The organism is Rhizobium sp. H4, assembly GCF_003013335.1.
Lineage (GTDB): Bacteria > Pseudomonadota > Alphaproteobacteria > Rhizobiales > Rhizobiaceae > Rhizobium > Rhizobium sophoriradicis.
Genome location: NZ_PSOW01000009.1, coordinates 251,460 through 274,671, shown reverse-complemented (window position 1 = coordinate 274,671; position 23,212 = coordinate 251,460). Strand labels below are relative to the sequence as shown.

General features: G+C 61.8%; 20 protein-coding genes. 13 read left to right on the top strand and 7 right to left on the bottom strand.

Going from position 1 to position 23,212, the window contains the following annotated elements; translation table 11 throughout:
* Positions 1 to 154: 154 nt before the first annotated feature.
* On the bottom strand, positions 155 to 883 hold the full coding sequence (locus C4N04_RS16400; protein ID WP_077989088.1) for a FadR/GntR family transcriptional regulator: 729 nt from the start codon (positions 881 to 883) through the stop codon (positions 155 to 157).
* Between the two features lie 192 nt (positions 884 to 1,075).
* Here C4N04_RS16400 and C4N04_RS16395 point away from each other — a divergent pair, with 192 nt between their 5' ends.
* Positions 1,076 to 1,336, top strand: coding sequence for a ribbon-helix-helix domain-containing protein (locus C4N04_RS16395; RefSeq protein ID WP_077989164.1), 261 nt, complete (start codon positions 1,076 to 1,078; stop codon positions 1,334 to 1,336).
* A complete protein-coding gene (locus tag C4N04_RS16390) occupies positions 1,336 to 1,611 on the top strand; it encodes a type II toxin-antitoxin system RelE/ParE family toxin (RefSeq protein WP_077989089.1) in 276 nt (91 codons plus the stop codon). Before C4N04_RS16395 ends, C4N04_RS16390 begins: the two co-directional genes overlap by 1 nt.
* Positions 1,612 to 1,675: 64 nt before the next feature.
* On the opposite strand, the gene C4N04_RS16385 is transcribed toward C4N04_RS16390, so the two are convergent.
* Positions 1,676 to 2,683 carry a LacI family DNA-binding transcriptional regulator gene (locus C4N04_RS16385; protein WP_077989090.1) on the bottom strand — a complete coding sequence of 336 codons (1,008 nt, stop codon included), beginning with the start codon at positions 2,681 to 2,683 and terminating at the stop codon, positions 1,676 to 1,678.
* A gap of 175 nt (positions 2,684 to 2,858) precedes the next feature.
* Here C4N04_RS16385 and C4N04_RS16380 point away from each other — a divergent pair, with 175 nt between their 5' ends.
* The 4 genes from C4N04_RS16380 (at position 2,859) to C4N04_RS16365 (ending at position 7,363) form a co-directional block, all read left to right on the top strand.
* Positions 2,859 to 4,190, top strand: coding sequence for an alpha-L-fucosidase (locus C4N04_RS16380; protein WP_106796552.1), 1,332 nt, complete (start codon positions 2,859 to 2,861; stop codon positions 4,188 to 4,190).
* A gap of 49 nt (positions 4,191 to 4,239) precedes the next feature.
* Positions 4,240 to 5,463, top strand: coding sequence for a sugar ABC transporter substrate-binding protein (locus tag C4N04_RS16375; RefSeq protein ID WP_106796529.1), 1,224 nt, complete (start codon positions 4,240 to 4,242; stop codon positions 5,461 to 5,463).
* Positions 5,464 to 5,562: 99 nt separating this feature from the next.
* On the top strand, positions 5,563 to 6,489 hold the full coding sequence (locus tag C4N04_RS16370) for a sugar ABC transporter permease (protein WP_106796528.1): 927 nt from the start codon (positions 5,563 to 5,565) through the stop codon (positions 6,487 to 6,489).
* Positions 6,479 to 7,363, top strand: coding sequence for a carbohydrate ABC transporter permease (locus C4N04_RS16365; protein WP_096763151.1), 885 nt, complete (start codon positions 6,479 to 6,481; stop codon positions 7,361 to 7,363). Before C4N04_RS16370 ends, C4N04_RS16365 begins: the two co-directional genes overlap by 11 nt.
* A gap of 109 nt (positions 7,364 to 7,472) precedes the next feature.
* Here C4N04_RS16365 and C4N04_RS16360 read toward each other — a convergent pair whose 3' ends face one another.
* Together C4N04_RS16360 and C4N04_RS16355 are read right to left on the bottom strand one after the other, a co-directional pair.
* The gene (locus tag C4N04_RS16360) at positions 7,473 to 8,735 is read right to left on the bottom strand and encodes a DUF3422 domain-containing protein (RefSeq protein ID WP_106796527.1); all 1,263 of its coding nucleotides are present in this window, start codon (positions 8,733 to 8,735) and stop codon (positions 7,473 to 7,475) included.
* A gap of 337 nt (positions 8,736 to 9,072) precedes the next feature.
* Complete coding sequence (locus C4N04_RS16355) at positions 9,073 to 10,359, bottom strand: ABC transporter substrate-binding protein (RefSeq protein WP_040112223.1); 1,287 nt, start codon at positions 10,357 to 10,359, stop codon at positions 9,073 to 9,075.
* 191 nt (positions 10,360 to 10,550) lie between these two features.
* Between C4N04_RS16355 and C4N04_RS16350 the strand changes: the two genes are divergently transcribed.
* From C4N04_RS16350 to C4N04_RS16325, 6 genes are read left to right on the top strand one after another with little or no spacing between them, the layout of a single operon-like run.
* Positions 10,551 to 13,073 carry a hypothetical protein gene (locus tag C4N04_RS16350; protein WP_106796526.1) on the top strand — a complete coding sequence of 841 codons (2,523 nt, stop codon included), beginning with the start codon at positions 10,551 to 10,553 and terminating at the stop codon, positions 13,071 to 13,073.
* Between the two features lie 16 nt (positions 13,074 to 13,089).
* Positions 13,090 to 14,184 carry a glycoside hydrolase family 88 protein gene (locus tag C4N04_RS16345; protein WP_106796525.1) on the top strand — a complete coding sequence of 365 codons (1,095 nt, stop codon included), beginning with the start codon at positions 13,090 to 13,092 and terminating at the stop codon, positions 14,182 to 14,184.
* Positions 14,181 to 15,545 carry a glycoside hydrolase family 28 protein gene (locus tag C4N04_RS16340; protein ID WP_106796524.1) on the top strand — a complete coding sequence of 455 codons (1,365 nt, stop codon included), beginning with the start codon at positions 14,181 to 14,183 and terminating at the stop codon, positions 15,543 to 15,545. The genes C4N04_RS16345 and C4N04_RS16340 overlap by 4 nt, the downstream gene beginning before the upstream one ends.
* A complete protein-coding gene (gene ugpC, locus C4N04_RS16335) occupies positions 15,533 to 16,639 on the top strand; it encodes a sn-glycerol-3-phosphate ABC transporter ATP-binding protein UgpC (protein ID WP_077989097.1) in 1,107 nt (368 codons plus the stop codon). The genes C4N04_RS16340 and ugpC overlap by 13 nt, the downstream gene beginning before the upstream one ends.
* Before the next feature lie 2 nt (positions 16,640 to 16,641).
* Positions 16,642 to 17,628 (top strand): sugar ABC transporter permease, encoded by a 987-nt coding sequence (locus tag C4N04_RS16330; RefSeq protein WP_106796523.1) that lies wholly within the window; start codon positions 16,642 to 16,644, stop codon positions 17,626 to 17,628.
* 1 nt (position 17,629) lies between these two features.
* Entirely contained in the window at positions 17,630 to 18,688 is a 1,059-nt protein-coding gene (locus C4N04_RS16325) for a carbohydrate ABC transporter permease (protein WP_040141842.1), read from the top strand.
* A 205-nt stretch (positions 18,689 to 18,893) separates the two neighbouring features.
* Here C4N04_RS16325 and C4N04_RS16320 read toward each other — a convergent pair whose 3' ends face one another.
* A complete protein-coding gene (locus tag C4N04_RS16320) occupies positions 18,894 to 20,045 on the bottom strand; it encodes an ROK family transcriptional regulator (protein ID WP_077989099.1) in 1,152 nt (383 codons plus the stop codon).
* Between the two features lie 170 nt (positions 20,046 to 20,215).
* On the opposite strand from C4N04_RS16320, the gene C4N04_RS16315 reads away from it, so the two are divergent.
* Positions 20,216 to 21,247, top strand: coding sequence for a helix-turn-helix domain-containing protein (locus tag C4N04_RS16315; protein ID WP_106796522.1), 1,032 nt, complete (start codon positions 20,216 to 20,218; stop codon positions 21,245 to 21,247).
* Between the two features lie 39 nt (positions 21,248 to 21,286).
* Here the strand turns inward: C4N04_RS16315 and C4N04_RS16310 are convergent, their stop codons facing one another.
* Positions 21,287 to 22,324, bottom strand: a complete 1,038-nt coding sequence (locus C4N04_RS16310; RefSeq protein WP_077989101.1) for a LacI family DNA-binding transcriptional regulator — start codon at positions 22,322 to 22,324, stop codon at positions 21,287 to 21,289.
* A gap of 163 nt (positions 22,325 to 22,487) precedes the next feature.
* Positions 22,488 to 23,120: a TetR/AcrR family transcriptional regulator gene (locus C4N04_RS16305; protein ID WP_077989102.1), complete on the bottom strand. Its 633-nt coding sequence runs from the start codon at positions 23,118 to 23,120 to the stop codon at positions 22,488 to 22,490.
* Positions 23,121 to 23,212: the final 92 nt, after the last annotated feature.

Genomic DNA, 23,212 nt, shown 5'->3' with positions numbered 1-23,212 from the left:
TAGACAGCCCGTCCATGACGCATGGGGAATAGGGGCTGCGCAGCAGCCCTACAATAGACGTGATGACGCAATCGGCCAGCAGATTCGCCTGCTGCTGCCGGATGATGGCTTGGCCCCGTGATGCCCGAAGAGTTTGCGGCGCTTGCCGCCGCCCTCAGCTTGTAAAGCTGCGCAGATCCTTCAGCAGGTTGCGATATCGCGTTTGGCTGCCTACCAGATGCTCGCGCATGGCGTTGCGCGCCGCCTGATCGTCCCTATCGGAGATCGCGACGATAATCGCTTCATGTTCGCGATGGATGAGCTTGCGATAGGCGGTCTGCTCGGCGGTTCTGGTCTCCGGGACGAGCCTCGACTGCGGGATGATCGCCGAGCCCTGGGATTCCAGGAAGTGCTTGAACAGCGGATTGTTCGTCGCCTCGGCGATAGCGACGTGCAGTTCCAGGTCCGCCTCGCGGATGGATTTGTCCGTCTCGATGCAATGGAGGATTTTCCGGTGGCATTCGAAGATCGCCTCCTCCTGCGCCGGTGAACGGCGGAGCGCAGCAAGCCCCGCTGCCTCGATTTCGACGGGGGTGCGGATCTCGAGCACTTCGAGATCCGAAGCGACGCGGGCCTTGTCGACCTTCCGGCCCGACAGCGCCGGGTCGGGGCTGATCACGAAAATCCCGGCTCCCTGGCGCACCTCGACAAGCCCGTCGGATCGAAGCGCGGCGACGGCCTCGCGCACTACGGTTCGGCTGACGCTATGCGTTTCGGTGAGTTCATGCTCGCTCGGAAGCTTGTCGCCGGCGGCATACTGCCCGCTCAAAATGGCTTGCCGAAGGCTTTCGCCGACCCGTGAGACCAGCGACCCCGAGCCTCTGCCGCGATCCTTCCCCTGCATAGCCACGCCTTCACCCCGCATCGGCCTTGATCCGGATGCCGGCGGCACTCGGAAATTTACGATTCATCACACATGTATGACAAATTTCGCTTTCTTACAATGGAGGAAAGGCGGTGCGGCACTGATGCACCTCGACATGGACTTCATCAGAACCAATCGCTATGATTGACGCTGATTCAAAAGGAGGTTTCGATGGAAACTAAAGTGCTGACCGCGCACGTGCCTCTACCCCTCGCGCAGAAGGTCGATCAACTCGCAGTGAGACTTGAGCGCTCGCGCGGCTGGATCGTCAAGCAGGCGCTGACGGCGTGGATCGACCAAGAGGAGGAACGGCGACGTTTGACGCTTGAGGCGCTGGCTGATGTGGACAGCGGCAACGTCATCGATCACCAGTCCGTCCAGGCTTGGGCTGATAGCCTCGACAGCGATGCGCCGGTTTCATTGCCTCGGTAATGGAACTTAAGTGGACGAGCAAAGCGGTCTCGGACATTGATCGCCTTTATGCCTTTATCGCGCCGGTTAATCGACAGGTGGCGGCCCGGACTGTGCAGGCGTTGACGACGGCGCCTCTACGGCTGCTTGAGCAGCCACGCCTTGGTGAGCGGCTGGAGGAGTTCGATCCTCGAGAGGTTCGCCGCATTCTCGTTGGCCGATATGAGCTGCGTTACGAAATCCAGCAGTCGGTCATCTATGTATTGCGGTTCTGGCATACGCGTGAAGATCGGTAAAGCTTGGAGGCTTAAGCCATGTCGTTGGAAGCGTCCTCCCGCCGCGTCGCAGGCTTAGTATTGCTCACAGCCGCCTGGTCGACTCCCCCCGCACGAATCTCGGGGTCAGGATGAAATCCCGCGGCGGCTCGGCGGCGGCTTCGGGACTTGAGATTCTTGCCAGCAGACGCTGCGCCGCCAGCTCGCCGAGCTTGTGCGCATCCTGCACCACCATGGTGATGCGCGGCGTGATGACGTTGCTCCAGGGCACGTCGTCGACCATCGCCAGCGATACGTCCTCTGGGCAGCGGAAGCCCATTTCCTGCATCACCTGCAGCGTCGCGAGCCCCATCATGTTGTTGGCGCCGATGATGGCGGTCGGCCGGTCGCGGCGGGTGAGCAGCCGCATCGCCTGCGTATGGCCGCCCGTCCTGGTATAGCCGCCCTCGGTGACCAGCGACGGATCGACATCGACGCCGGCGGCCGCCATCGTATCCATGAAGCCATTCAGGCGTTCATCGGCCGTGTGCAGGCCACTCGGACCGGAGATGAAGGCAATGCGCCGATGGCCGAGCTGCAGCAGGTGCTCGGTCAGGATGGTGGTCGTCAGCGGATTGTCGGAGCCGACGAAATCGCGCTCGGCACCTTCCACCTTCTGATCGAACATCACGATCGGCGTCTTGAAGTCGCGCAGGAACGCCGCGTATTCCGCGCCGTGGCCGTTTGTCGCCAGCGCAATGCCGGCGATCTTCTGGGCCTCCATCCGCTCCAGCAGCGCCCGTTCGAGATCAGCCCTGCCGGAGGAGTCGGCGATCAGGACGAAATAGCCACGGTCGAGCGCCTGATGCTCGATCTCGCGGCGGATATCGCCGAAGAACATGTTGCCGAGATTGGCCGACACGAAACCGATGAGCGAGCTGCGCCCGCGCGCCAGCGTCTGGGCCACCGGATCGATACGGTAGCCGGTGGATTTGATCGCCTGCTGGATGCGGTCGAGCGTCTCGGCGCCGACCCGTTTCGGGCTGTTGAGCGCGAGCGAGACGGTCGAGATCGAAACCCCCGCCAGGCGCGCGACATCTCGTATGGTCGTCATGTCTATCGAACCGGTTCTAAAGCTTTCTGTTTGTCAGATTTTAATGGTCTGCGCAACTGATCCCGCTCTTATGGTCCAACTTTTAGGTATTCGGCTGTATTCGGCGGTATCTCAATTTGAGCTTGACAGAGACAGTATCAAGAAAGATGATCAGTCACCGAACCGGTTCGATATGATGTCGAACCGGAAAAACAGGGAGGAGAAACCTGTGACGAGTTCGGAACGCCAGCCGGGCAAGCACGCCTGGTTCAGCCATGATCGCCTTGGCATGTTCATCCATTGGGGTCTTTATGCTCTGGGGGCGCGGCATGAGTGGTTGAAGAACCGCGAAGAGCTGAACGACGACCATTACCAGCGCTATTTCGAGAATTTCGATCCCGATCTCTACGATCCCAAGGCCTGGGCGCGCCGCGCCCGGCTTGCCGGCATGAAATATGTCGTGGTGACGACCAAACACCACGAAGGCTTCTGCCTCTGGGACAGCAAGGTCACCGATTACAAGGCGCCGAACACGCCCTGCGGCAAGGACCTGCTGACTCCGTTGGTCGAAGCGTTTCGCGCCGAGGGGCTGAAGATCGGCTTCTATTATTCGCTGCTCGACTGGCATCACCCCGATTTCCCGATCGACGTTCACCACCCCTTGCGCAACCACCCCGAGGCTGCGGCGCTGAATGCCGGTCGCAAGATCGCCAATTACGCCGCCTATATGCGCGAGCAGGTGCGCGAGCTTCTGACCGGCTTCGGCCGCATCGATATCATCTGGTTCGATTTCAGCTATCCCGGCCGCGAATATCGCGGCCTGCCAGGCAAGGGCCGCGCCGACTGGGAGAGCGAGCGGCTGCTCGAACTGGTGCGCGAGCTGCAGCCCGAAATCATCGTCAACAACCGCCTCGACCTGCCGCCGGGCAAGCTGCCCGACGTGACGACGCCGGAGCAGTATACGCCGCGGGTGGCGCCCGCAATCGCCAGTCAGGGTGTGCTTTGGGAAGCCTGCCACACCTTCAGCGGCTCATGGGGCTATCACCGCGACGAGGACAGCTGGAAGAGCCCGGAGCAGATCATCCAGCTGCTGATCGATTCCGTCGCGCTCGGCGGCAACCTCCTGATGAATGTCGGCCCGACCGGCCGCGGTACCTTCGACACCCGCGCCATCGCCGCGCTCGAGGTCTACCAGAACTGGATGGAGGTCAACGGGCGCTCGATCTATGGCGCCGGCCCCTCCGAATATCCGGTGCCGGCCGGCTGCCGCTACACCCAGCGTGGCAACCGTCTCTATCTGCATGTCTACAACTGGCCCTACCGCCACATCCATATCGAGGGCACCGCCGACAGGATCGCCTATGCGCAGTTCCTGCACGATGCCAGCGAAGTGCGCTGGCTCAGCCAGACGAAGGAAGTGGATTCCAATATCGGCGTGATGGTGCCGGAGGGCATGATCACGCTCGAACTGCCGGTCCGGCGACCTGATGTCACCGTTCCGGTGATCGAGATCGTCCTCAAGGCGTGAACTCGGTCGCATTCGCGTGTTCATTGCGTCATGGAGGGAGGAGAAACCCATGAAGGTTCTGAAGAAAACGCTTTTGCTTGCCACAATCAGCGGCAGCCTCTTTGCCACAACAGCATCGGCCGAGCAGATCAACCTGACCTGGCAGATGTGGACCGGTTCCGAGGCCGATACCAAGGGCTGGCAGCACCTGGCCGACATGGTGACCGCCAAATACCCCGATATCAAAGTGACGCTGACGACGACGGGCTGGGTCGATTACTGGACTCGCCTGCCGGTGCTGGCGGCATCAGGCCAGCTCGCCGACATCGTTTCCATGCAGTCGCTGCGCATGCCGAATTTCTATTCCTTGCTCGAACCGCTGAACGAACGGATCGAGGCGGATAAATTCGACATCGGCGCCTTTACGCCATCGATCATCGGCGGCATGTCGGTCGATAAGCAGCTTTATGGTCTACCCTATGACGTTGGTCCCTGGGTCGTCTATTATAACCAGGATGCGCTTGAAGCGGCAGGTATCCCGCTGCCGAAGCCGGGCTGGACGCTCGCCGAATTTACCGACGCCGCCAAGAAGCTGACGAAAGACGGCAAGTACGGCTTCGGGATCACTCCGCAGAACTATTCCGTCCTGGCGGCGGCTTGGGGTGATAAATATGTCAACGATGCCGGAGAGCTCGATCTTACCAATCCCAGCGCCATTGCCGCCGCCGAGAGAGTGATCGGCTTTCCCGCCAAGGATAAGATCGCGCCGCTGGTGCCGTCGAGCGCCGATGTCGGCACATTCATCCAGGGCCGGTTCAATTCGGGTAACGTCGCCATGTATGTCGACGGGCCCTGGTCGATCATCGGCATGAAGGACAAGGCCAAATTCAAGATCGGCCTCACGACCCTGCCACGCGATGATGCCAAGGAACTGGCCGCGGTCACGGCCGGTTCCGGTTTCGGCATCGCCACGACGAGCAAGAACAAGGACGCGGCCTGGAAGGCGATCCAGGTGCTGACCAGTCCCGAGGCGCTGCAGTATCTTGCCGAACAGGGCCGAGCGCTCCCGGCTCGTACGGCTTCGCAATCATCCTGGTACAAGGTGGCGGCCAAGGACATCACCAATGGCGGCGAGGCGCTCGATTATTCGCTGGCGCATTCGGTGCCCTATGTGATCACCAACAACTGGGCGGCGGTGGAAAACCTCTTCAACCAATATTTCCCGCCGGCCTTCGGCGGCAGTGCAGACGCCAAGCAGACGATGGAGTCCATCCAGAGCCTCGCGCAGCAATAGCGCATGTCGCGCAGAAGCGTGCGCGGCTTTGCGAAGCGACTTGCGTAAGAACAAGAGCTTAAAGCGCGGCGGCAGAAGTTGCCGCGCGTGGAGGAAGACATGTCGGAAAGCGCCGTTGCCGAAATCAGACTGCAGCCCGGTCAGCCTCGGCCCTTCCTGAAGCCGGAAACGCAGACGGCCATGCTGTTCCTGCTGCCGAGTTTTCTCGGCTTCATGATTTTCATGGCGCTGCCGATCCTGGCGTCGCTGGCGCTGTCCTTCACCAACTGGCAGCTGTTGACGACGCCGTCCTTCGTCGGCTTTCAGAATTATATCAAGCTCTTCACCGTCGATCCCGCTTTCTACACCATCCTCGGCAATACGCTGTTCTTCGCGGTGGAATATCTGGCACTGAATATCATCGTCTCGCTGACGCTCGCTGTTTGGATATCGAGCCTCAAGCGCGGCAAGGCGATCTTCCGGGTGATCTTCTTCCTGCCGACCTTCACCCCGACGATCGCAGCCTCCGTGGTGTGGCTGCTGATCTTTACGCCGGATGGGCTGGCCGACAGCATCATCCGCTCTCTCGGCCTTGGCCTGCCGAATTTCCTGCTGAGTTCGAGCTGGGCGATGCAGGCGGTCGTGCTCGTTACGCTTTGGGCGAATGTCGGCTATAACGTCGTGATGTTCAACGCCGCGCTCGACCTGGTGCCGAAGCACTATCTCGAGGCGGCGATGATCGATGGGGCAGGGCCCTGGCGGCGCTTCTGGCGCATCCGCCTTCCGCTCATCTCGCCGACGGTTTTCTTCGCTACCGTCATGACGGCCATCACCTCGCTGCAGGTCTTCGACGAAATCTTTGCGATGACGCGCGGCGGCCCGGGCTCGGCGACGGCGACACTCGGCTTTGCCATCTACCAAAAGGGCTTCACCAATTTCCAGATGGGTTATGCCTCGGCGCTGGCCTGGGTGATGTTCGTCATGATCATAAGCCTTACCATCCTGCAGTTCTACATGCAGCGCAAATGGGTGCATTATGACGACTGAAGCGAGCTCACGGCATCCGCATTCCGTCTCTGCGGGCCGGCGCCGCATCCTGCGGCGCATCGGCACTTTCTTCAGCTATGCCGGCCTATCGCTGGTCGCGCTGCTCTTCCTCTTTCCGTTCTTCTGGATGGTGTCGAACGCGGTGCGCTCGAATAACGAAGTGCTGACCGTGCCGGTGCGCATCCTGCCTGAGGAATATCAGTGGGGCAATCTTATCGAGGCGCTGGTTTCGCTGCCCTTCGGCACCTTCCTGATGAATTCCTTCATCGTCGCCTGCGGTGTGACCGCGATCGTGATCGTGGTCTCCTGCCTGTCCGCCTATGCTTTTGCCCGCCTGCGGTTTCCCGGACGGGAAGGGCTGCTGCTCACCTATCTCAGCACACTGATGATCCCGCAGGTGATGCTGGTCATCCCGCTCTTCCTCGTCGTCAGCAAGTTCGGCTGGATCAACACCTATCATGGCATGATCCTGCCGGTCGCCTTCTCGTCCTTCGGCACCTTCCTGCTGCGGCAGTTTATTCTCGGCATTCCCAAGGATCTTGACGAGGCAGCGATGATGGACGGAGCGTCTCGCCTGCGCATCCTGGTCACCGTCATCGTGCCGCTCGCCATGCCGGCGATCGGCCTCTTGTCGCTCTTCACTTTCATCGCGCAGTGGAAGAGTTTTCTCTGGCCGCTAATCGCCACCAGTGGGCTCGACAAAGCCACGCTGCCGCTCGGCCTCACTCTGTTCCAGACGCAGCAGGGCACCTCCTGGAACTACATCATGGCCGGCGCGACAATATCGATGGTGCCGGGCGTCATTCTGGCGATCGTGCTGCAGCGGGTGATTTACAAGGGCATCACCGTCGGCTCCGGCTTCGGCGGGCGCTGATACCTCGAAAACAAAGACATGATGCCGTCGCAAGAATGCTTCAATCTAACCAGGAAAGGCTCTAACGCAGCAAAGAGAACGCCGCCGCCTCGAAAGGGCGGCGGTCACGTCAGTGGCTTCCGGCTGTCGGAACGTGCGGCGTACCCGTGATGCTTTTGCGGACATGGCGAACGGCGGTCCAGACGGCGAAGAGCACGAGGGGGATGGCGCCGAGAACGGCGAGCTTCGTCACATGCGGATCGACACCCAGTGCGGAGATGCTCTCGAGGCATATCTTCGCCAGGCCAACGGTATAATAGGTGATGGCGATGACCGAGAAGCCTTCGACCGCTTGCTGGATATGCACCTGGATGCGCGCCCGCTCTTCCATCGAGGTCAGCAGGGAGGCGTTCTGATCTTCGAGCTGAACCTGCACGGTGGTTCTGAGCAGGTCTCCGGCCAGGCTGACGCGTTCCGCCAGTTCGTCGAGGCGCCGTTCCGCCGCATAGACCGAGCGGACAGCCGGTTGGAAGCGCCGGTCGATGAACGTACCCAGCCTTTGCCTTTGCTCGACCCGCTCTTCTCGAAGCTCCGACAGCCTGCTCGCCACGATCTCGGCATAGGCTTTCGTCGCGCCGAAGCGGTGGCGGGCGAGCGCTGAGAAGTTGAGCACATCTGAGGAGAGCCTCGTCACCTCCGACAGCAGCGCCTTGTCGACTTTGACGGCGCTCTGCATATGGACGATCAGGAGATCGAGGCGCTGGTCAAAGGCGGAGAGCTTCGACACGGTCTCGCGCGCCATCGGCAACGCCAGCAGCGCCATCATCCGATATGTCTCGATTTCCAGGAAACGCCGGACCATGCGGCCGGTGCGATAGGCGTTGAGATTGCGATTGAAAAACAGGAACTCGAGGAAGCCGCTGTCGGTCAGTCGAAAGTTCGAATGCACCTCGGCGTCACCGCCGCCGACCCGCGAAGCGACATAGTCGAGCTTGGGTTTTTCCAGGGTGCGCCCGTCCTTTTCGTCACGCACCAGCACGCGCACGGCGGCTATGACCTTTCCGCCAATCCGGCTGCAGCAGGCTCGAAAGGCTTCCGGCGGGTTGCTGCCGGGTTCGGTCGATGCCGGCACGACGAAAGTGAGGGTGAGGAACTCGGTATGGGCTTCCCATTTCAGCCGGCCGTCGCCGACGCGGCCGATGCCGTGGTTGCCCTCGCCGGTCGTGGTCACATCTTCCAATCCCGGCAGCGAACCGGGCAGCGAAGGAGGGCCATTCTCGCCGACGATGGCGACGTGCCAGACATCGGTATCGCCATCGAAATAAAGCGACGGGCGCGCATGGAGCTCGTTGTGAAGTTCCCTTCGCAGCGGATGCTCGGAGCCGAGTGGCATGGAGATGCACCTCAATGGGCTGGACTGCCGCCGGTTTGCCGGCTTCAGTAAGTTGAGCCTGACGCCGGCGCGCCGCGCAGGCCGACACGCCTATAGCCTCTCGCGAAGTCCGTGTCACGACGCCAAGGAACCATCTTTCCATCCGCGCCGATCTGCCGCGGCGGCTAGCCGGATCGTCCGAGCGAGCGCCCAAGCGCCATTGCCGTTGCGACCGGTTCATGACCCGAGCGACCGTGCGCGGACTTTGTTGCAGAGGAGGCAAAAAACGATCAGCCACGGCCTGTTGCGAGGCCGTGGCTGATGCAGCGCGCAATCTGTGGGAGACAGGCGCGGCCGGTTACTTGTTGGCGGCGAGCGCCACGTTGACCTTGTCGACGTCTGCGCTCATCGCCTTGAAGGTGTCTTCAAGGGAAAGTTCGCCGACGATCAGCTGGCTCATCCGCTGGACGATGAGCTGATAGATGGCGGAGGAGCCCTTGAGGCGTTCGAGGTCGCGGGCTGCCTTCGGCGCGCTGTTGCGGGCCGCGAGGAAGACGGCCATGGCATCCTTGGCGTTCTTGCTCTCGAGCTTGTACTGCGGGTCCTTGATGTCGGCGCCGGTCAGGATGACGTAGTTTTCGGCGATTTCACGCTGGATCTTTTCAGAACCGAGGAACTCGATGAAGGCGGCGACAGCTTCAGGATGCTTGGTGCGCTTGAAGCCGACGATCGCGGTACCACCAGGCATCGCGTAGCAGCCGGCATCACCGCAGGGTGCGCTGATCGCCGTCCAGTCGAAGGCGTCGCCGATCTTCTTCTGGAACGGGTTGACCATCCAGTTGCCGGCGAGATAGGTCACGACATTGCCGTTGACGAACTCGTCACCCATGTTCTTGTACTGGGTTCCGCCGGCCGCACCCCACATTTCCTTCGGGAAAGAGCCGTCCTTCGTCCAGTTGTAGAGATCGGTGATGTAGCGCTTGGCGGCATCGTCGGGGAACGAGAACTTGCCGTCCTTGACGTAGTTGGAGCCGTAGGAGAAGGCCGCGCCGGAGAAGCGGTGGCCCGAGCGGTCCATCGTGAAGGGGATCTGGGCGCCGGTTGCCTTGGCGACACGTGCGGAAGCTTCGACGATGTCCTTCAGCGTGGCGGTCGGTTGCGGAAGCGGTTCCTTGGCCTGTTCGAACAGCGTCTTGTTGACGAAGGGCAGGTTGAAGGTTTGCGACGCGACATAGCCGTTGATCGAATTCGGATCATTGACGCCCGGGAAACGAAGCGTGTTCAGGCTGTCGCCGTGGAGCTTGGCGAAACCATCCGGGTCTTTCATCAGCGGCCGCATGTCGAGGTAATAGGGCGCCAGCTGCCAGTCGGTGATCTTGGCGACGTCGGGACCTTCGCCGATGGCAAGCTGCACCGGCAGCTGCTTGGCGACGGCATCGTAACCCGACGAGACGAAATTCACCTTGATGTCGGGATGCGCCGTCTCGAATTCCTTGCTCAGCGCTTCCATCCGCTCGACGTAAGCCTGGTCGTCGTCGGTGAAGAGAAAGGTGATCGTCTGGGTTTCGGCCATGGCCACGCTGGACCAGGCGAAAGAAACGGTGGCCAGCGCCAGTGCGAAAGCCCCTGAGAGATAGGTTTTCATTTTCATCCTCCCATGAAAACATTTTCATCAATCGCGGCATAAGCCATCGATAAGTGAATTTCATATACTTGACATTCGTTCCGTCAAGCTATTTTCTAAGCGAATAGCGATGTTTTTGAGCAATTTTCAGAAATAACGCGTCAAAATCACCTAATGAAAATATTTTCATAGGATTGCGGAGGAGGCGATCTGTGAAAACGGAAAGCATCAAGCAGCCGGACGACTCGGCGCCAGCCTACAGCGTGGCCGAGGGGCAAACGATCACGGCATGGGCCGTTTCCGCCCTCATCGAGCGCTCTTTTCCCGGCGAGCCGGCCCCGGCCGAAGATCGCGTGAACTATCGTTTCATCAACGGTTTCGTCGATGTCGGCGACCTGCCGTGCCGCAAGGCCTTCTGGTCCAGCATGGTCGGGCGGGCGCTGGAGCCGGACACGTCCTGGCCGACCGAAAGCCTCTATCTTCCCGGTTCGAACCGGCGCGTCGAGTTTACCAGCTTCTGGCATGTGCCCACGCATGTGCGGCGATGGCTCAAGGGCACGTTCAGGACGGAAGCCCCGCGCGCACTCAAGCTCGCGCTGAAGACCTGCGGCGGCGTCCGCATCTGGGTCAACGGCGAAGAGGCTGTGCGTTTCGAGCCGTTCAACCGCAACACCGAGAACGCAACCGAGATAGTGCTGCGGCTCGAGGCCGGCGACAACGAAATTCTCGTCCATACCGAAGACCTGGCCGAACGCGACACCACGTGGTTCTTCGAGCTCGAAATGCTGGACAAGGAGCCGCTCTGCGTGCTGCTGCCGGTCGCGCTCGATCAGGACGAGGTGCGCGAGCTGGAAGCGCTTTCGCGTGGCGTGCGCCCGGCCCGCGACGTCTTCGTCAATCAGCCGCTGGAGATCATCTTCGACACGGCGCCCGAGCGCGACCTGCCGGTCGAACTCAAGGTCGTCGGCCATGGCCATGAGCGGCCGGTTCTCGCCCATTCGAAACTAACGCTGCGTGCCCATCAGGGCCGTCTGATCGCCGAGGATGTCTGCGGCATTGCGGACGGTTATCATGGCATCCACATGACGATCGGCTCCGGTCCTGGCTCCGTCACCCGCGTCATCGATGCCGCCTTCATGAGCAGCATCTCGCCATTGCCGGCAGAGGCGTCGCTTTCCGCCCGCAAGCGCCAGGCGCTGGAATATAGCGCCCGCTTCGGCGCCAACCGCGCCGGGCGCCTCATCGCGATGATGGAAACCGGCCATACCGACCAGGAAAGCTTCGACCGCATCGTCGATGCGACGCTCGCCTCGATCGATGCGCGGGAGGATTGCTCGGACTTCATCATGGTGCCGCTCTTGTGGCTTCTCGGCGCCTATGGCGACCGCATGCCCGAGGCGACGGTCGAGCGCATCCGCCGTTCCGTTCTCTCCTACCGCTACTGGGTCGACGAGCCCGGCAATGACGCGATGTGGTTCTGGAGCGAGAACCATGTGCTCTGCTTCCATACCAGCCAGCTGCTGGCGGGGCTTCTTCTCCCCGATGCGGTGTTCTCCGCCTCCGGACGGACGGGACGACAGCAAGCGGAACTTGCCGTCGAGCGGCTCGGGCACTGGTTCGACAGCGTCGAGGCGCATGGCCTGGCGGAGTGGAATTCGGCCGCCTATTACCCGATCGATTTCATCGGCCTGCTGGCGCTGGAGCGCTGGGCGGAGAGCGGGATTGCCGATCGCGCCCGCGGCCAGATCGATCTCATCTTCCGCATGATCGCCCTTCATACGCTGGCCGGTGTTCCGGCCGGCTCGCAGGGCCGCGCCTACGACAAGGAACTGCGCGCCGGCCCGCTGACCGAGCTTGCACCCTTCGCCCAGGTCGCTTTCGGCACCGGCTGGCTGAACAATGGGGTGGCGGCGCTGACGATGTTCTGCGCCGGCGGCTACGAGCCGCCGGCCGATCTCGCAGAGCTTGCAGCCCTTCCCAGGGGTAGAAGCGTCGAGGCACGCTACAGCCAGGGGCTGGAGAGCGGAAAGCTCGTGCTGTTCAAGAACGAGGCGGCGCAGCTTTCGACGGTGGTCGATCACAAGACCGGCCGGAAGGGTCACCAGCAGCACGTCCTCGACATCAGGCTGGCCGGCCATCCGATGGCGAGGTTGTGGGTCAACCATCCCGGCGAGGACGATCCCTGGGGCAATCAAAGACCGTCCTACTGGGCCGGTAACGGCATCCTGCCGCGGGTCGCCCAGCATCGCGATGTCGCCCTGCTGATCGAGGACACAAGCGACGCGCGGCATGCATGGACGCATGCCTATATCGGCCGCGACGGTCTCGACGATCTCATCGTCGAGGACAAATGGCTGATCGCCCGGTCGGGCCGGGGATTTTCCGCTCTTTGGGCCTCGAACGGCCTGGAACTGATTACCGAGGGGCCGACCGCCGGCCGCGAGGCGCGCTCCTATGGGTCGCTCTGCGGCTGGGCGGCCATCGTCGGATGCGGCAATGGCGACGCCTTCAAGGCCTTCCTCGAACGCCTGTGCCAGACGACGGTTGCCTTCGATCCTTCGCTTCGCCAGCTAAAGCTGACGCCGCCCGGCGGCCCGGCGCTCTCTCTTTCCTATGCCGACGGTCTTTCGATCGGCGGCAAGCCCCGGCCGTTCACGCATGATCAGCCGCACCCGATCCTCACCCACGACAGTGCGGCGTCCGGCGCCGGCACTGACGGACCCTTCTACTCCTGAAACATAGGTCTCCAGCATGAACACAGCATCTGTCGATAACGCCGCCCTCCTGACGACGATCGATCGCGTGGCAACGGCCTTCAGCCGGCTCAGAGGCATCAAGGAAGGTCTCGTCAGTGGAAGCGCCACCTCCGGGATCCAGTTCGACGAGTGGGACTGGGAAGTCGGCGTCGGCCTCTACGGATTCCTCCGGCGCGCGATTTCCACCAATGACCAGAAGGCGCTGCAGGAGCTCGTCGTCTGGTACAGCGGCCAGATCGAACGCGGGCTGCCGCCACGCCAGATCAACAGCACGGCGCCGATGCTGCCGCTGGCGATCCTCGTCGAGCATGTCGATCGTCCGGATTTCTGCGCCCTCGTCGAGGACTGGGCCGAATGGCTGATCAAGGAACTGCCGAAGACGGAGGAGGGCGGCTTCCAGCACGTCGTCAAGGAACGCCTCAACGACGGCGAGTTGTGGGACGACACGCTGTTCATGGCCTGCCTGTTCCTCGCGCGCGCCGGCGTGCTCTGCGAGCGCAACGACTGGATCGACGAGGCCGTCTATCAGTTCGTCATCCACACCCGCTATCTCTCCGATCCGGTCAGCGGGCTCTGGTATCACGGCTGGACCTTCAACGGCCGGCACAATTTCGCCAAAGCTTTCTGGGCGCGCGGCAATGCCTGGATCACCGTGGCCATCCCGGAACTCTTCGATCTCGTGCCGACCCTCGGCGAGAAGGACCGGCGCTTCCTGTCGAACGTTCTCGTCAGCCAGGTGCGCTCGCTGAAGGCATATCAGCGGCCGGACGGCATGTTCACGACCTTGCTGGACGACCCGTCCTCGCCGCTCGAAACCTCGGCCACGGCGGGAATCGCCTACGGCATTTTGCGCGCTATCGATGCCGGCATTCTCGGCGAGAGCGACAAGGTCCATGCCGAGCGCGCGCTGAAGGCCGTGCTGGCGCAGATCGACGAAGAGGGCGTCGTCAACGGCGTTTCGGACGGCACGCCGATGGGCCATGACCTCGATTTCTACAGGCGCATCCCGAACCTGCCGACGCCCTACGGTCAGGCACTGACCATGCTGCTGCTGACCGAAGTCCTTATCGAGAGCGGCCGACGCCAATGAGTGCCACCTCCCTCGTCGCGATTGAGGCGCTCGAAGGCGACAATACCGGCCGCGTGCAGGCGGCGATCGACGATCTCTCGGCTTCCGGCGGCGGACGCCTGGAGCTGCTGGCGGGCATCCACCTCTGCCGGGGGCTCCAGCTCCGTTCGGGCGTCGAACTGCATCTGACCGCCGGCGCAATCCTGCGTCCTGTTCCCGACTATGAGGCTTACGCGCATACGATTGTTTCGGTGATCGCCGAGAAGTCGGATCGCGGCATGATCGTCGCCAAGGGTGAGCGGCGGATCAGCCTGACGGGGCCGGGGCGCATCGAGGCCGGCTGCGAGAGCTTCATCATCGGTGACGACGAGACGGTGGGGACCTTCATTCCGGCGGAATTCCGCCCGCGCGTCGTCGTCTTCGAGAGCTGCGGCGAGGTCGAGATTAGCTCGCTGAATATCAGCCGTTCGCCGATGTGGACGCTGCACTTCGTCGACTGCACCGATGTCGCGGTCCGCAACGTCACAATCGAAAACGACCGTCGCCTTCCCAACACGGACGGCATCGTGCTCGATGCCTGCCGCGGCGCCGTCATCGAGGACTGCACGATATCGACGGCCGACGACGGCATATGCCTGAAGACCAGCATCGGCCCGCAGGGTGTCGCCATAGGGCGGTGCGAGAATATTCTTATCCGCCGCTGCTCCGTTCAGAGCCTCAGCTGCGCGCTGAAGATCGGCACGGAAACGCATGGCGACGTTAGCAATGTCGTCTTCGAGGATTGCAGCGTCTCATCCTCCAATAGGGCGCTCGGCATATTTTCGCGCGACGGCGGCCGGATCTCGAATGTGAGGTTTTCGCGGATTTCGGTAGAATGCCGCGAAACGCTCGACGGTTTCTGGGGCTCGGGGGAGGCGCTGACCGTCAATGTCGTCGACCGTGTCGCTAAACGTCCGGCAGGCGCCATCGAAAACCTCATTGTCGAGGACATTACCGGGCGCATGGAGGGGGTGATCACCGTCATCTCGACTTCGCCCGCCGGCATCCGCAATGTATCGCTGTCGCGCATCGGCATAGACCAGCGGCCCGGCGAACTCGGCACCGCGCAGTCTTACGACCTGCGCCCGACGAATGCCGATCTCGCGCCGAAGGCCGAGGGCGGCGGCCGCGCCAATGCCTGGACGCGCGGCGCGGACGGGCGGGTAATCGGCCTGCAGAACTATCCCGGCGGAATGCCCGCCGTCTACGCGGCTGATGTCACCGGGATCTTGATGAACGAGGTGCGGATCACAAGGCCGACACCGCTGCCGCAAGGCTGGAACGCAATCGACGTCGTCTTCGAAACGGCGGCACCCGATGGGAGTGGGGCATGGCAGAACTGAAACTTTCCACCGTTAACAAGTCGTATGGCTCCGTCAAAGTGCTGCATGACGTCGATCTCGATATCAAGGACGGCGAGTTCGTCGTCTTCGTCGGCCCATCGGGCTGCGGCAAGTCGACCCTGCTGCGCGTCATTGCCGGCCTCGAAGAGGTCACGTCGGGCGCAATTGCGATCGGCCGCCGCGATGTCAGCGCCCTTTCGCCGGCCGAGCGCAAGATCGCCATGGTCTTTCAGTCCTATGCGCTTTATCCGCATATGAGCGTGCGCAAGAATCTCGCTTTCGGCCTGGAGAATCTGAAGTTCAAGCGCGCTGAAATCGACGCTCGCATCGCCGAAGCCGCCAGGATGCTGGCGATCGAACCTTATCTCGACCGGCGCCCGAAGCAGCTTTCCGGCGGTCAGCGCCAGCGCGTGGCGATCGGCCGGGCGATCGTGCGCGAACCGGATATTTTCCTCTTCGACGAGCCGCTTTCCAATCTCGATGCGGCGCTGCGCGTCCAGACCCGGGCGGAGATCACTAAGCTCCACCGCGAGATCAAGACGACGATGATCTATGTGACGCACGACCAGGTCGAGGCGATGACGATGGCCGACAAGATCGTCGTGCTGCGCGCCGGCCGCGTCGAGCAGGTCGGTGCGCCGCTCGAACTCTTCGACCATCCGCGCAATCTCTTCGTAGCCGGTTTCCTCGGCTCACCGCGCATGAACATCGTCAAGGGCAAGGTCGCAGCCATCGGCGAGAGCGGCGTTGCCATTGATGTCGTCGGCGGCGGCAGGATCGTCAGCGATGTCGATCCCAAGGGCATCACGGTCGGCCAGGAGGTGCTTGCCGGCATAAGGCCCGCGCATTTCTCCCGTTCCGGCGAAAAGGGCCTGCCGTTCATCGTCCAGTATCACGAGGGACTCGGCACCGAGACCTATGTCTACGGCAATCTTGCCGGGCAGGAGGAGCAGATCATCATTCATGAAGCCGGCCATTTCGCGCCCATTCAGGGTGACCGGATCATGATCGATGCCGATCCGGCACGCGTTCATCTGTTCGAGCCCGAAAGCGGGCTGGCTTTTGCCCGCCGATCCGGACAGGGGAGGCGCTGACCATGGCTGCGGCTGCATTGCTCTCCCAGGCGGGCGACACGGCGATGAGGGTGGTTGAAGCTCCGATGAATGCGTTCGAACGCCTCTTCGGCCGCAAGCGCATGCCCTGGCTGTTCCTGGCGCCGAACCTCGTTCTGTTCGCCATCTTCACGTTTCTTCCGATCGCCATCGCGGTCGGTTACGCCTTCACCGGCGGCACCAATCTCTTCGTCTCGGAGCGGCCCTTCGTCGGCTTCGACAATTTCCGCGCCCTGCTTTCCTGCGGCAATTACCTGCAGCCGGGAACCTGCCAGGAATCGCTGTTCTGGACGGCGGTGTGGAACACGCTCTGGTTCGTCGCATTGAACGTCACCGCCACTTTGCTGGTGGCGCTGATCACGGCGCTGATCCTCAACAGGGCAATCTTTGCGCGCGGCTTCTTCCGAGCGATGTTCTTCTACCCCGTTCTCTTGTCGCCGGTCGTCATCGGCCTGATCTGGAAGTGGTTCCTCGACCGCAACGGACTGCTGAACGCTTTCTTTCAGATGATTGGCGTGCCTCCTGAAATTTTCCTGCTCGATGTCGGCTGGTCGCGCTTCTTCGTCGTCGTGGTCTCCGTCTGGTTCCATATGGGCTTTTACACGCTCATCCTGCTTGCCGGTCTCCAGGCGATCCCGAAGGAACTCTATGAGGCCGCCTCAATCGACGCCGCCTCGCCGCGCCGTATGCTGTTCAGGATCACGCTGCCGCTGCTTGCGCCGAACCTGCTCGTCGTATTCATCCTTCTGATGATCAAGTCAGTGCAGATCTTTGACGAAGCTTGGGTTCTGACGAATGGCGGCGGTCCTGGCACGGCCAACAGCTTCATCGTCCAATATATCTACCAGATGGCCTTCAGCAGCGATCTTCGCCTTTTCGGCCTTGCCTCGGCCGCTTCGGTTCTGATGGGGCTGGTGCTTCTGGTTCTCACCCTCATCCAGCTGCGCCTGGGCAAGCGAATGGAGTCTTGAGATGAACAGATCTTTGAATCCGATCAGCTTCATGACGCGCACGCGCCGGGCCGGACGCATCGACATCACCGACATCCTGTCGTGGGTCTGGTTGATCGGCGGCACGCTCGCCGTGCTCGTTCCGGTGCTCTGGGCCGGCCTCTCCTCGTTGAAGCCGGCGGCCGAAATCACCCGCTTTCCGCCGACGCTGCTGCCGCGCGCCGCCGTGGAGCAGACAGTGCCCGGCTTCGACAAGCCGCTCAGCCTTTGGCAAGTCACGATCGACGGCCAACCGCGTGAGATGGCGATGGTCCGGCGCATCGGGCTCAAGGCCCAGATGGTCGATCCGGCAAATCCGGGACAGCCGGTCAGCGTCGACGTCAAGGGGATCACGCCGGTGCAGCACATGACCGTTGCCACCGAAAACTACACCGATCCGCTGACGCGCTTCAACTTCCTGACCTTCCTCAAGAATTCGGTGTTCGTCACCGTCGTTGCGACGCTTCTGACGCTGATCGTCAACGCCATGGCTGCCTTTGCCCTGTCGAAATACAAATTTCGCGGCGACACAACGGTTTTCGTCATCATCATCTCGACGCTGATGATCCCGCTCGCCGTGGTCATGGTGCCTGCCTATCTCGTCATCGTCGGAGTGGGGCTTGCCGACAACCTCTGGGGCGTCATCCTGCCGACCATCGCTTCTCCCACAGCCGTCTTCCTGCTGCGGCAATATATGCTGACCATTCCGGACGAACTGATCGAAGCGGCGCGCGTCGATGCCGCGAGTGAATTCTGCATCTTCTGGCGCATCATCCTGCCGCTGACGGCGCCGGCTCTCGCGGTTCTCGCGATCTTCTCCGTGCTCTGGCGCTGGAACGATTTCCTCTGGCCGCTGATCGTCCTCAACAGCCGCGAGAATTTCACCCTGCAGGTGGGCCTCAACGCCTTCCAGGGCGAGTTCTCGGTGCAGTGGCACTATATCCTGGCCATGACCTTCCTCAGCCTGCTGCCCGTGACCGTGGTGTTCCTGTTCCTGCAGAAATACATCACGACCGGCATCGCCGGCACGGGGATGAAGTAGGCGAAGCTGGCGCACGGGCGTCGCAGCCGCAACGCTTGCCGGCGAGGCAGATCGCCTTCAGGCCGAATTCGACATCGGCACCATTGCGCGGGTAGAGCTATGGCCTCCCGCTTTCGACAGGAGCGATTCAGGCTCGATCGCCTGAGCCGCTTCAAATGTTGTGTGAGGCAATGCCCGCAACGGGTACCCTGCCGCGGGCGAAATATCACAAAACGGTTTCGAAGAGGGGGATCAAGGCCGCACCGATTGCGCCGGGGGCATCGATGATCTGCGCCACGGCAAGCCGCGGAACGTCGCGCAATGCGCCGTGCCGAGGCAGATTATTGAATTCGGTCCGTTCGATCAGCATTCTTGCGAGTGAATGCGGAAGCTCGCCGCCCAGCACGATCAAAGCCGGGTCGAAGATCGCGCAGATCGCATTGATGGCCCGATTGTGGGCCGGCGTGACACGGCCGACCCACTCCTCGACGCCGTCCCAATCCACCAGGTTTTCGTTCTTCAGGTCCTTCAGGGTCAGCCCCAGCCGCCCCTTGGTGCGAAGATGTTCGAGCAGTTGGTTGAGAGCGGGTCGATCGTCGTAATCCTGACGCCCGAAGAGAACGGAGAATTCCCCGGCGTTTCCGAAGCTGCCGCGGAATGGCATGCCCCCGCAAACTAGGCCGCCGCCATAGCCATGAAGATGGGCGATATAGGCGAAATCGGCGACGTCACGGCCGACGCCGAAGATCGCTTCCGCCAAGGCAGCGGTCCTGGCGACATTGTCAGCCCAGACCGGCAGACCAAGGCGCTCTCCAAGCAGGGGGGCAAGGTCGATCAGCGACCAATGGGCGAGCGGCAGCGGACAGTTGAATGCCGTCTCCAGCATGCGGTGGCCGGCGACTGCCAGGCCAACGCCGAGAACATCGCTTCGTCCGGCGCCGCGACGGGCAAGAATGTCTTCGACCGCCGCCTCTATTCGCTCCAGCTCCACGGAAAGTGAGGACCCAGCCTGCGGGATTTCCATATTCTCCAACGGCTCGCCGAAACCCATGAGGCAAAGGCCGATCGAACCCACGTTAATGGAGATGCCGAGCGTCAGACACCAGTCCCTTCGGAGCGTCAGTTCCGGACTCGGCGGTCCCGCGCGCCGATTTTCCGATTGGGAAAAGACGAGCATTCCCCGCTCATGAAGGCGTCCGACGATCCTATGCAGCGATTGCTGGGTCAGATCCAGCGGCTCGGTCAGATCGGAGCGCTCAATGCCGGGAGACTTCCAGATCAACCGCAAGAGGTCCCGTTCGTTGCGAGAAGCCACTCGTGCCGGTTGTGTGTCTCGCAAGAAATGTGCAGCGACATGGTTCAGAGGAACGTACTTCATTTTCCGATCATTTTGATTTACACTGTGAGTGTGAAGCAGGTGAAGGGGACGCTTTGCTTCTGCGGGGCAAGGAAGTCGTCCGTGGTTTCGCCGGTCATGCTTACCTCATCGAGATTGGTCATACCAGTCGAGATGACGAGTCATGTAGCAAGGGAAAAGAATCGAGTTGCATGGATTCATTGAGACCCGAGAATACGGTCCGCCTTGCAGAGCATGGGCGTTACGGTTTTGTGCCGACGCATGAAGGCACCAGCTTCGAATCGATGGTGCAGGCCTTTTCGGCAGGCTATGGGGTTTTCGGCGCCCAGCCGCTGAAAAACGAACGGAACTTTGCCTGGGCCGCGGATTTGAGAAGAACCGAGGCACTCACGACGGTTCATTCGGTCTATCAGAGCCCCTGGATAATCCGAACGCTTGACGAGAGCCCGCAACATCTCACCTTTTTCTTGCCGCACACCGGATCCTTTCGTGTGTCGATCGGCAGGAGAACGGTCGAAAGCGGCGCCGGTTACCTTCTTATGGCAAACAATCACGAGGCCGGCGATCGCGTCCTCCAGGGTGGCCCGCATCGCTCGGATGCTCTCTTCCTGGACTGGAAGGTCGTGAGGCAGGCGCTTACTTCGCTGGTGGAGACGCCGCTCTCCGAGTCGCTCGACCTGGAGCCCATTCTGGATCTCTCGACACAGGCCGGCCAACTCATCGGCAATCTGGTGCAGACGATTGTACAGGGTATGCGCGACGGTGGTCCGCTGCTGTCTTCACCCCTTGCGGCGGCAGCGATGAGCGAAACTCTCGCTCACCTGGTGATCCGATTCGCACGCCACCGTCTTTCCGATCGTCTCGAAAGGAAGAACGTGTCGCTGATCGCGCCTTGGCATGTCAGACGGGCCATCGAGTACATGCATGCCAATATCGCGGAACCTCTTACCATGACGATGGTCGCCGATGACGTCGGCGTTTCCCTTCGTGCGCTGCAAACGGGTTTCAAGGCCTTCCGGGGGACGTCGCCGGCAGGCTATCTCCGTACGATCCGGCTGCAGGCAGCCCGCGAGCAGTTGCGGGATCCGACGAATCAGCAATCTGTCCGCGAAATCTGCGCGATATGGGGGTTTGCTCATGCCGGCAGGTTCTCCATCGTCTATCGCAGCACTTTTGGCGAAAGCCCACGGGATACACGACTGCGGACCGAGCGCTTGCGCTGATCTGAGCTTTGGAGTTCGAGCCCCGACCTTACAGGCGGTTCAACCCGGCGGCGCTATGCTGCCGCGCAGGACGAGGTGGCATCCGAGTTCCAGGCGATGAGCCGGCCGCTGCGGATCGTTGGCGATCAGCCGCTGTTCGATGAGTGCGAGTGCCGCGGCGCCGAGCCTGTCCGTGGGGACGCTGATCGTCGAAAGCGGCGGGCGACTGAACTCGCCGGGGACGATGTCGTCGAAGCCGAGGACGGAAATCGCTTCGGGCACGCGGATGTCGCGATCGGCCAATGCCTTCAGGCAACCGAGGGCCAGATTGTCGGCCGCGCAGAAGACGGCGCTGGCGCCTTTCATCGTCGGATCGCGGTCGAGCAGCGCGTTGATGGCTGCCTCGCCGTGCCTGGGCTCATATCCCTCGGCCTCGACGATCATCTCCGCCGGCACCGGAAGCTGTGCCGCGAGAAAGGCATCGGAAAAGCCGTCATAACGGCGCTGGATGGTGGTGCGGCCCTTCCAGGTCAGGTGCAGGATGCGGCGATGCCCGAGCCCCAGCAGGTGCTCGATACCGAGCCGGGCGCCGAAGCGGTTTTCAGGGGTCACCGTATCGACCAGCATGGTCGGGTCCTCGCCATTGACGATGACGACGGGCATATCGGCGGAGGCGAGGCTGCGGATCAGTTCCGGCTGATCGTCGTTCAGGACCACGATGCCGTCGGCCCGCTCCGCCAGCGCGATCTGTCTGACCTGGGCACCGTCGATGCGCCGGCCGGTGCTGACGAAAGGCACGATCCGAATGCCGCGGCGTTCGCATTCCCTCCTGAGACCGTTGAGGATCGTCCAGCTCACCAGGTTGAGGTCGCTCTCCGGCGCAGCGTCATCAGGAATGGCGAGAAGCAGAACGTGCAGGGCAGCGATCGTCGCCTTTTTTCTCCGGCGGTCGAGGTAACCCAGACGTTTTGCCGAATCCAGAACCCTTTCGCGCACCTCGACCGTCAGCGGCGCGGTTCCGTTCAAGGCGTGCGAGGCCGTGCTCAGCGACACGTCGGCATCGCGCGCGACATCTTTAAGATTGACTTTGCGTTCCACTTTTTCCGTCACGAGTTCAGGTGGCGCCTTTGAAGGCACGAGCTAACTCGATGTTTTCACATAAAGACTTCAGAAAAGCTACGTGCCCCGCAGCTATTTTACTGCTTTCGGCGAAATCCGTCTGCATCGATCGATGAATGCAGGCGCCGGGAGCCATTGCCGATCAGTGAGGCTTGGCAAGCAGACCGTTGAACAGCAGGTCGAAATAGGTCCGCAGGAAGGCCTCCTTGTTGGGAGTGGGTACGCGACGGTCGTCGAATATCAGCCGCAGGACCGTCGTCGTCAGGATGGGCGCGACCACGATGTCGGAGAATTCCACCGGAATTGGGCGAAACTCGCCCGACGCCACGCCCTCCAGGATCAGGGCGTCGATCTTGGCGATGATCGGCGCAATGAACTGATCGTGGTGGCGATCGATCAGGTCGGGGAAACGCTGCCCCTCCGAGATGACCAGCCGCGTCAACTCTCGCGTCGCGCGGTCCTCTGGAATTTGTTCGTAGAAGAGGCCGAGAATGGAAATCAACCTGTCGGTAGCGCTGCCGCTGAGCCGATCGGCGATCGCGAGCAGTTCCTGAAACGGCACGGAGAAGTGGTTGATCATGGCTTCGAAGAGCTTTTCCTTGGTCCCGAAGTAGACATAGACCGTGCCCTTGGTGACGCCGACCCTGTCGGCGATGTCTTCGACGCGCGTGCCGGCGAAACCGCTTCTGACGAATTCCTCGAAAGCCGCATCCAGAATCTGGACGGGGCGCAGGGCCTTCTGCTCCGCGCGTGTGAGCTTCTTCTGAGCTGCCATTTCCTGTCTTCCCCGTCGTTTTCCTGCGACGCAAAGTTTCATTGACTAATCCGTCAGTCAATTATATAGGAGCTGCCGTTGAGAGCAAGAGG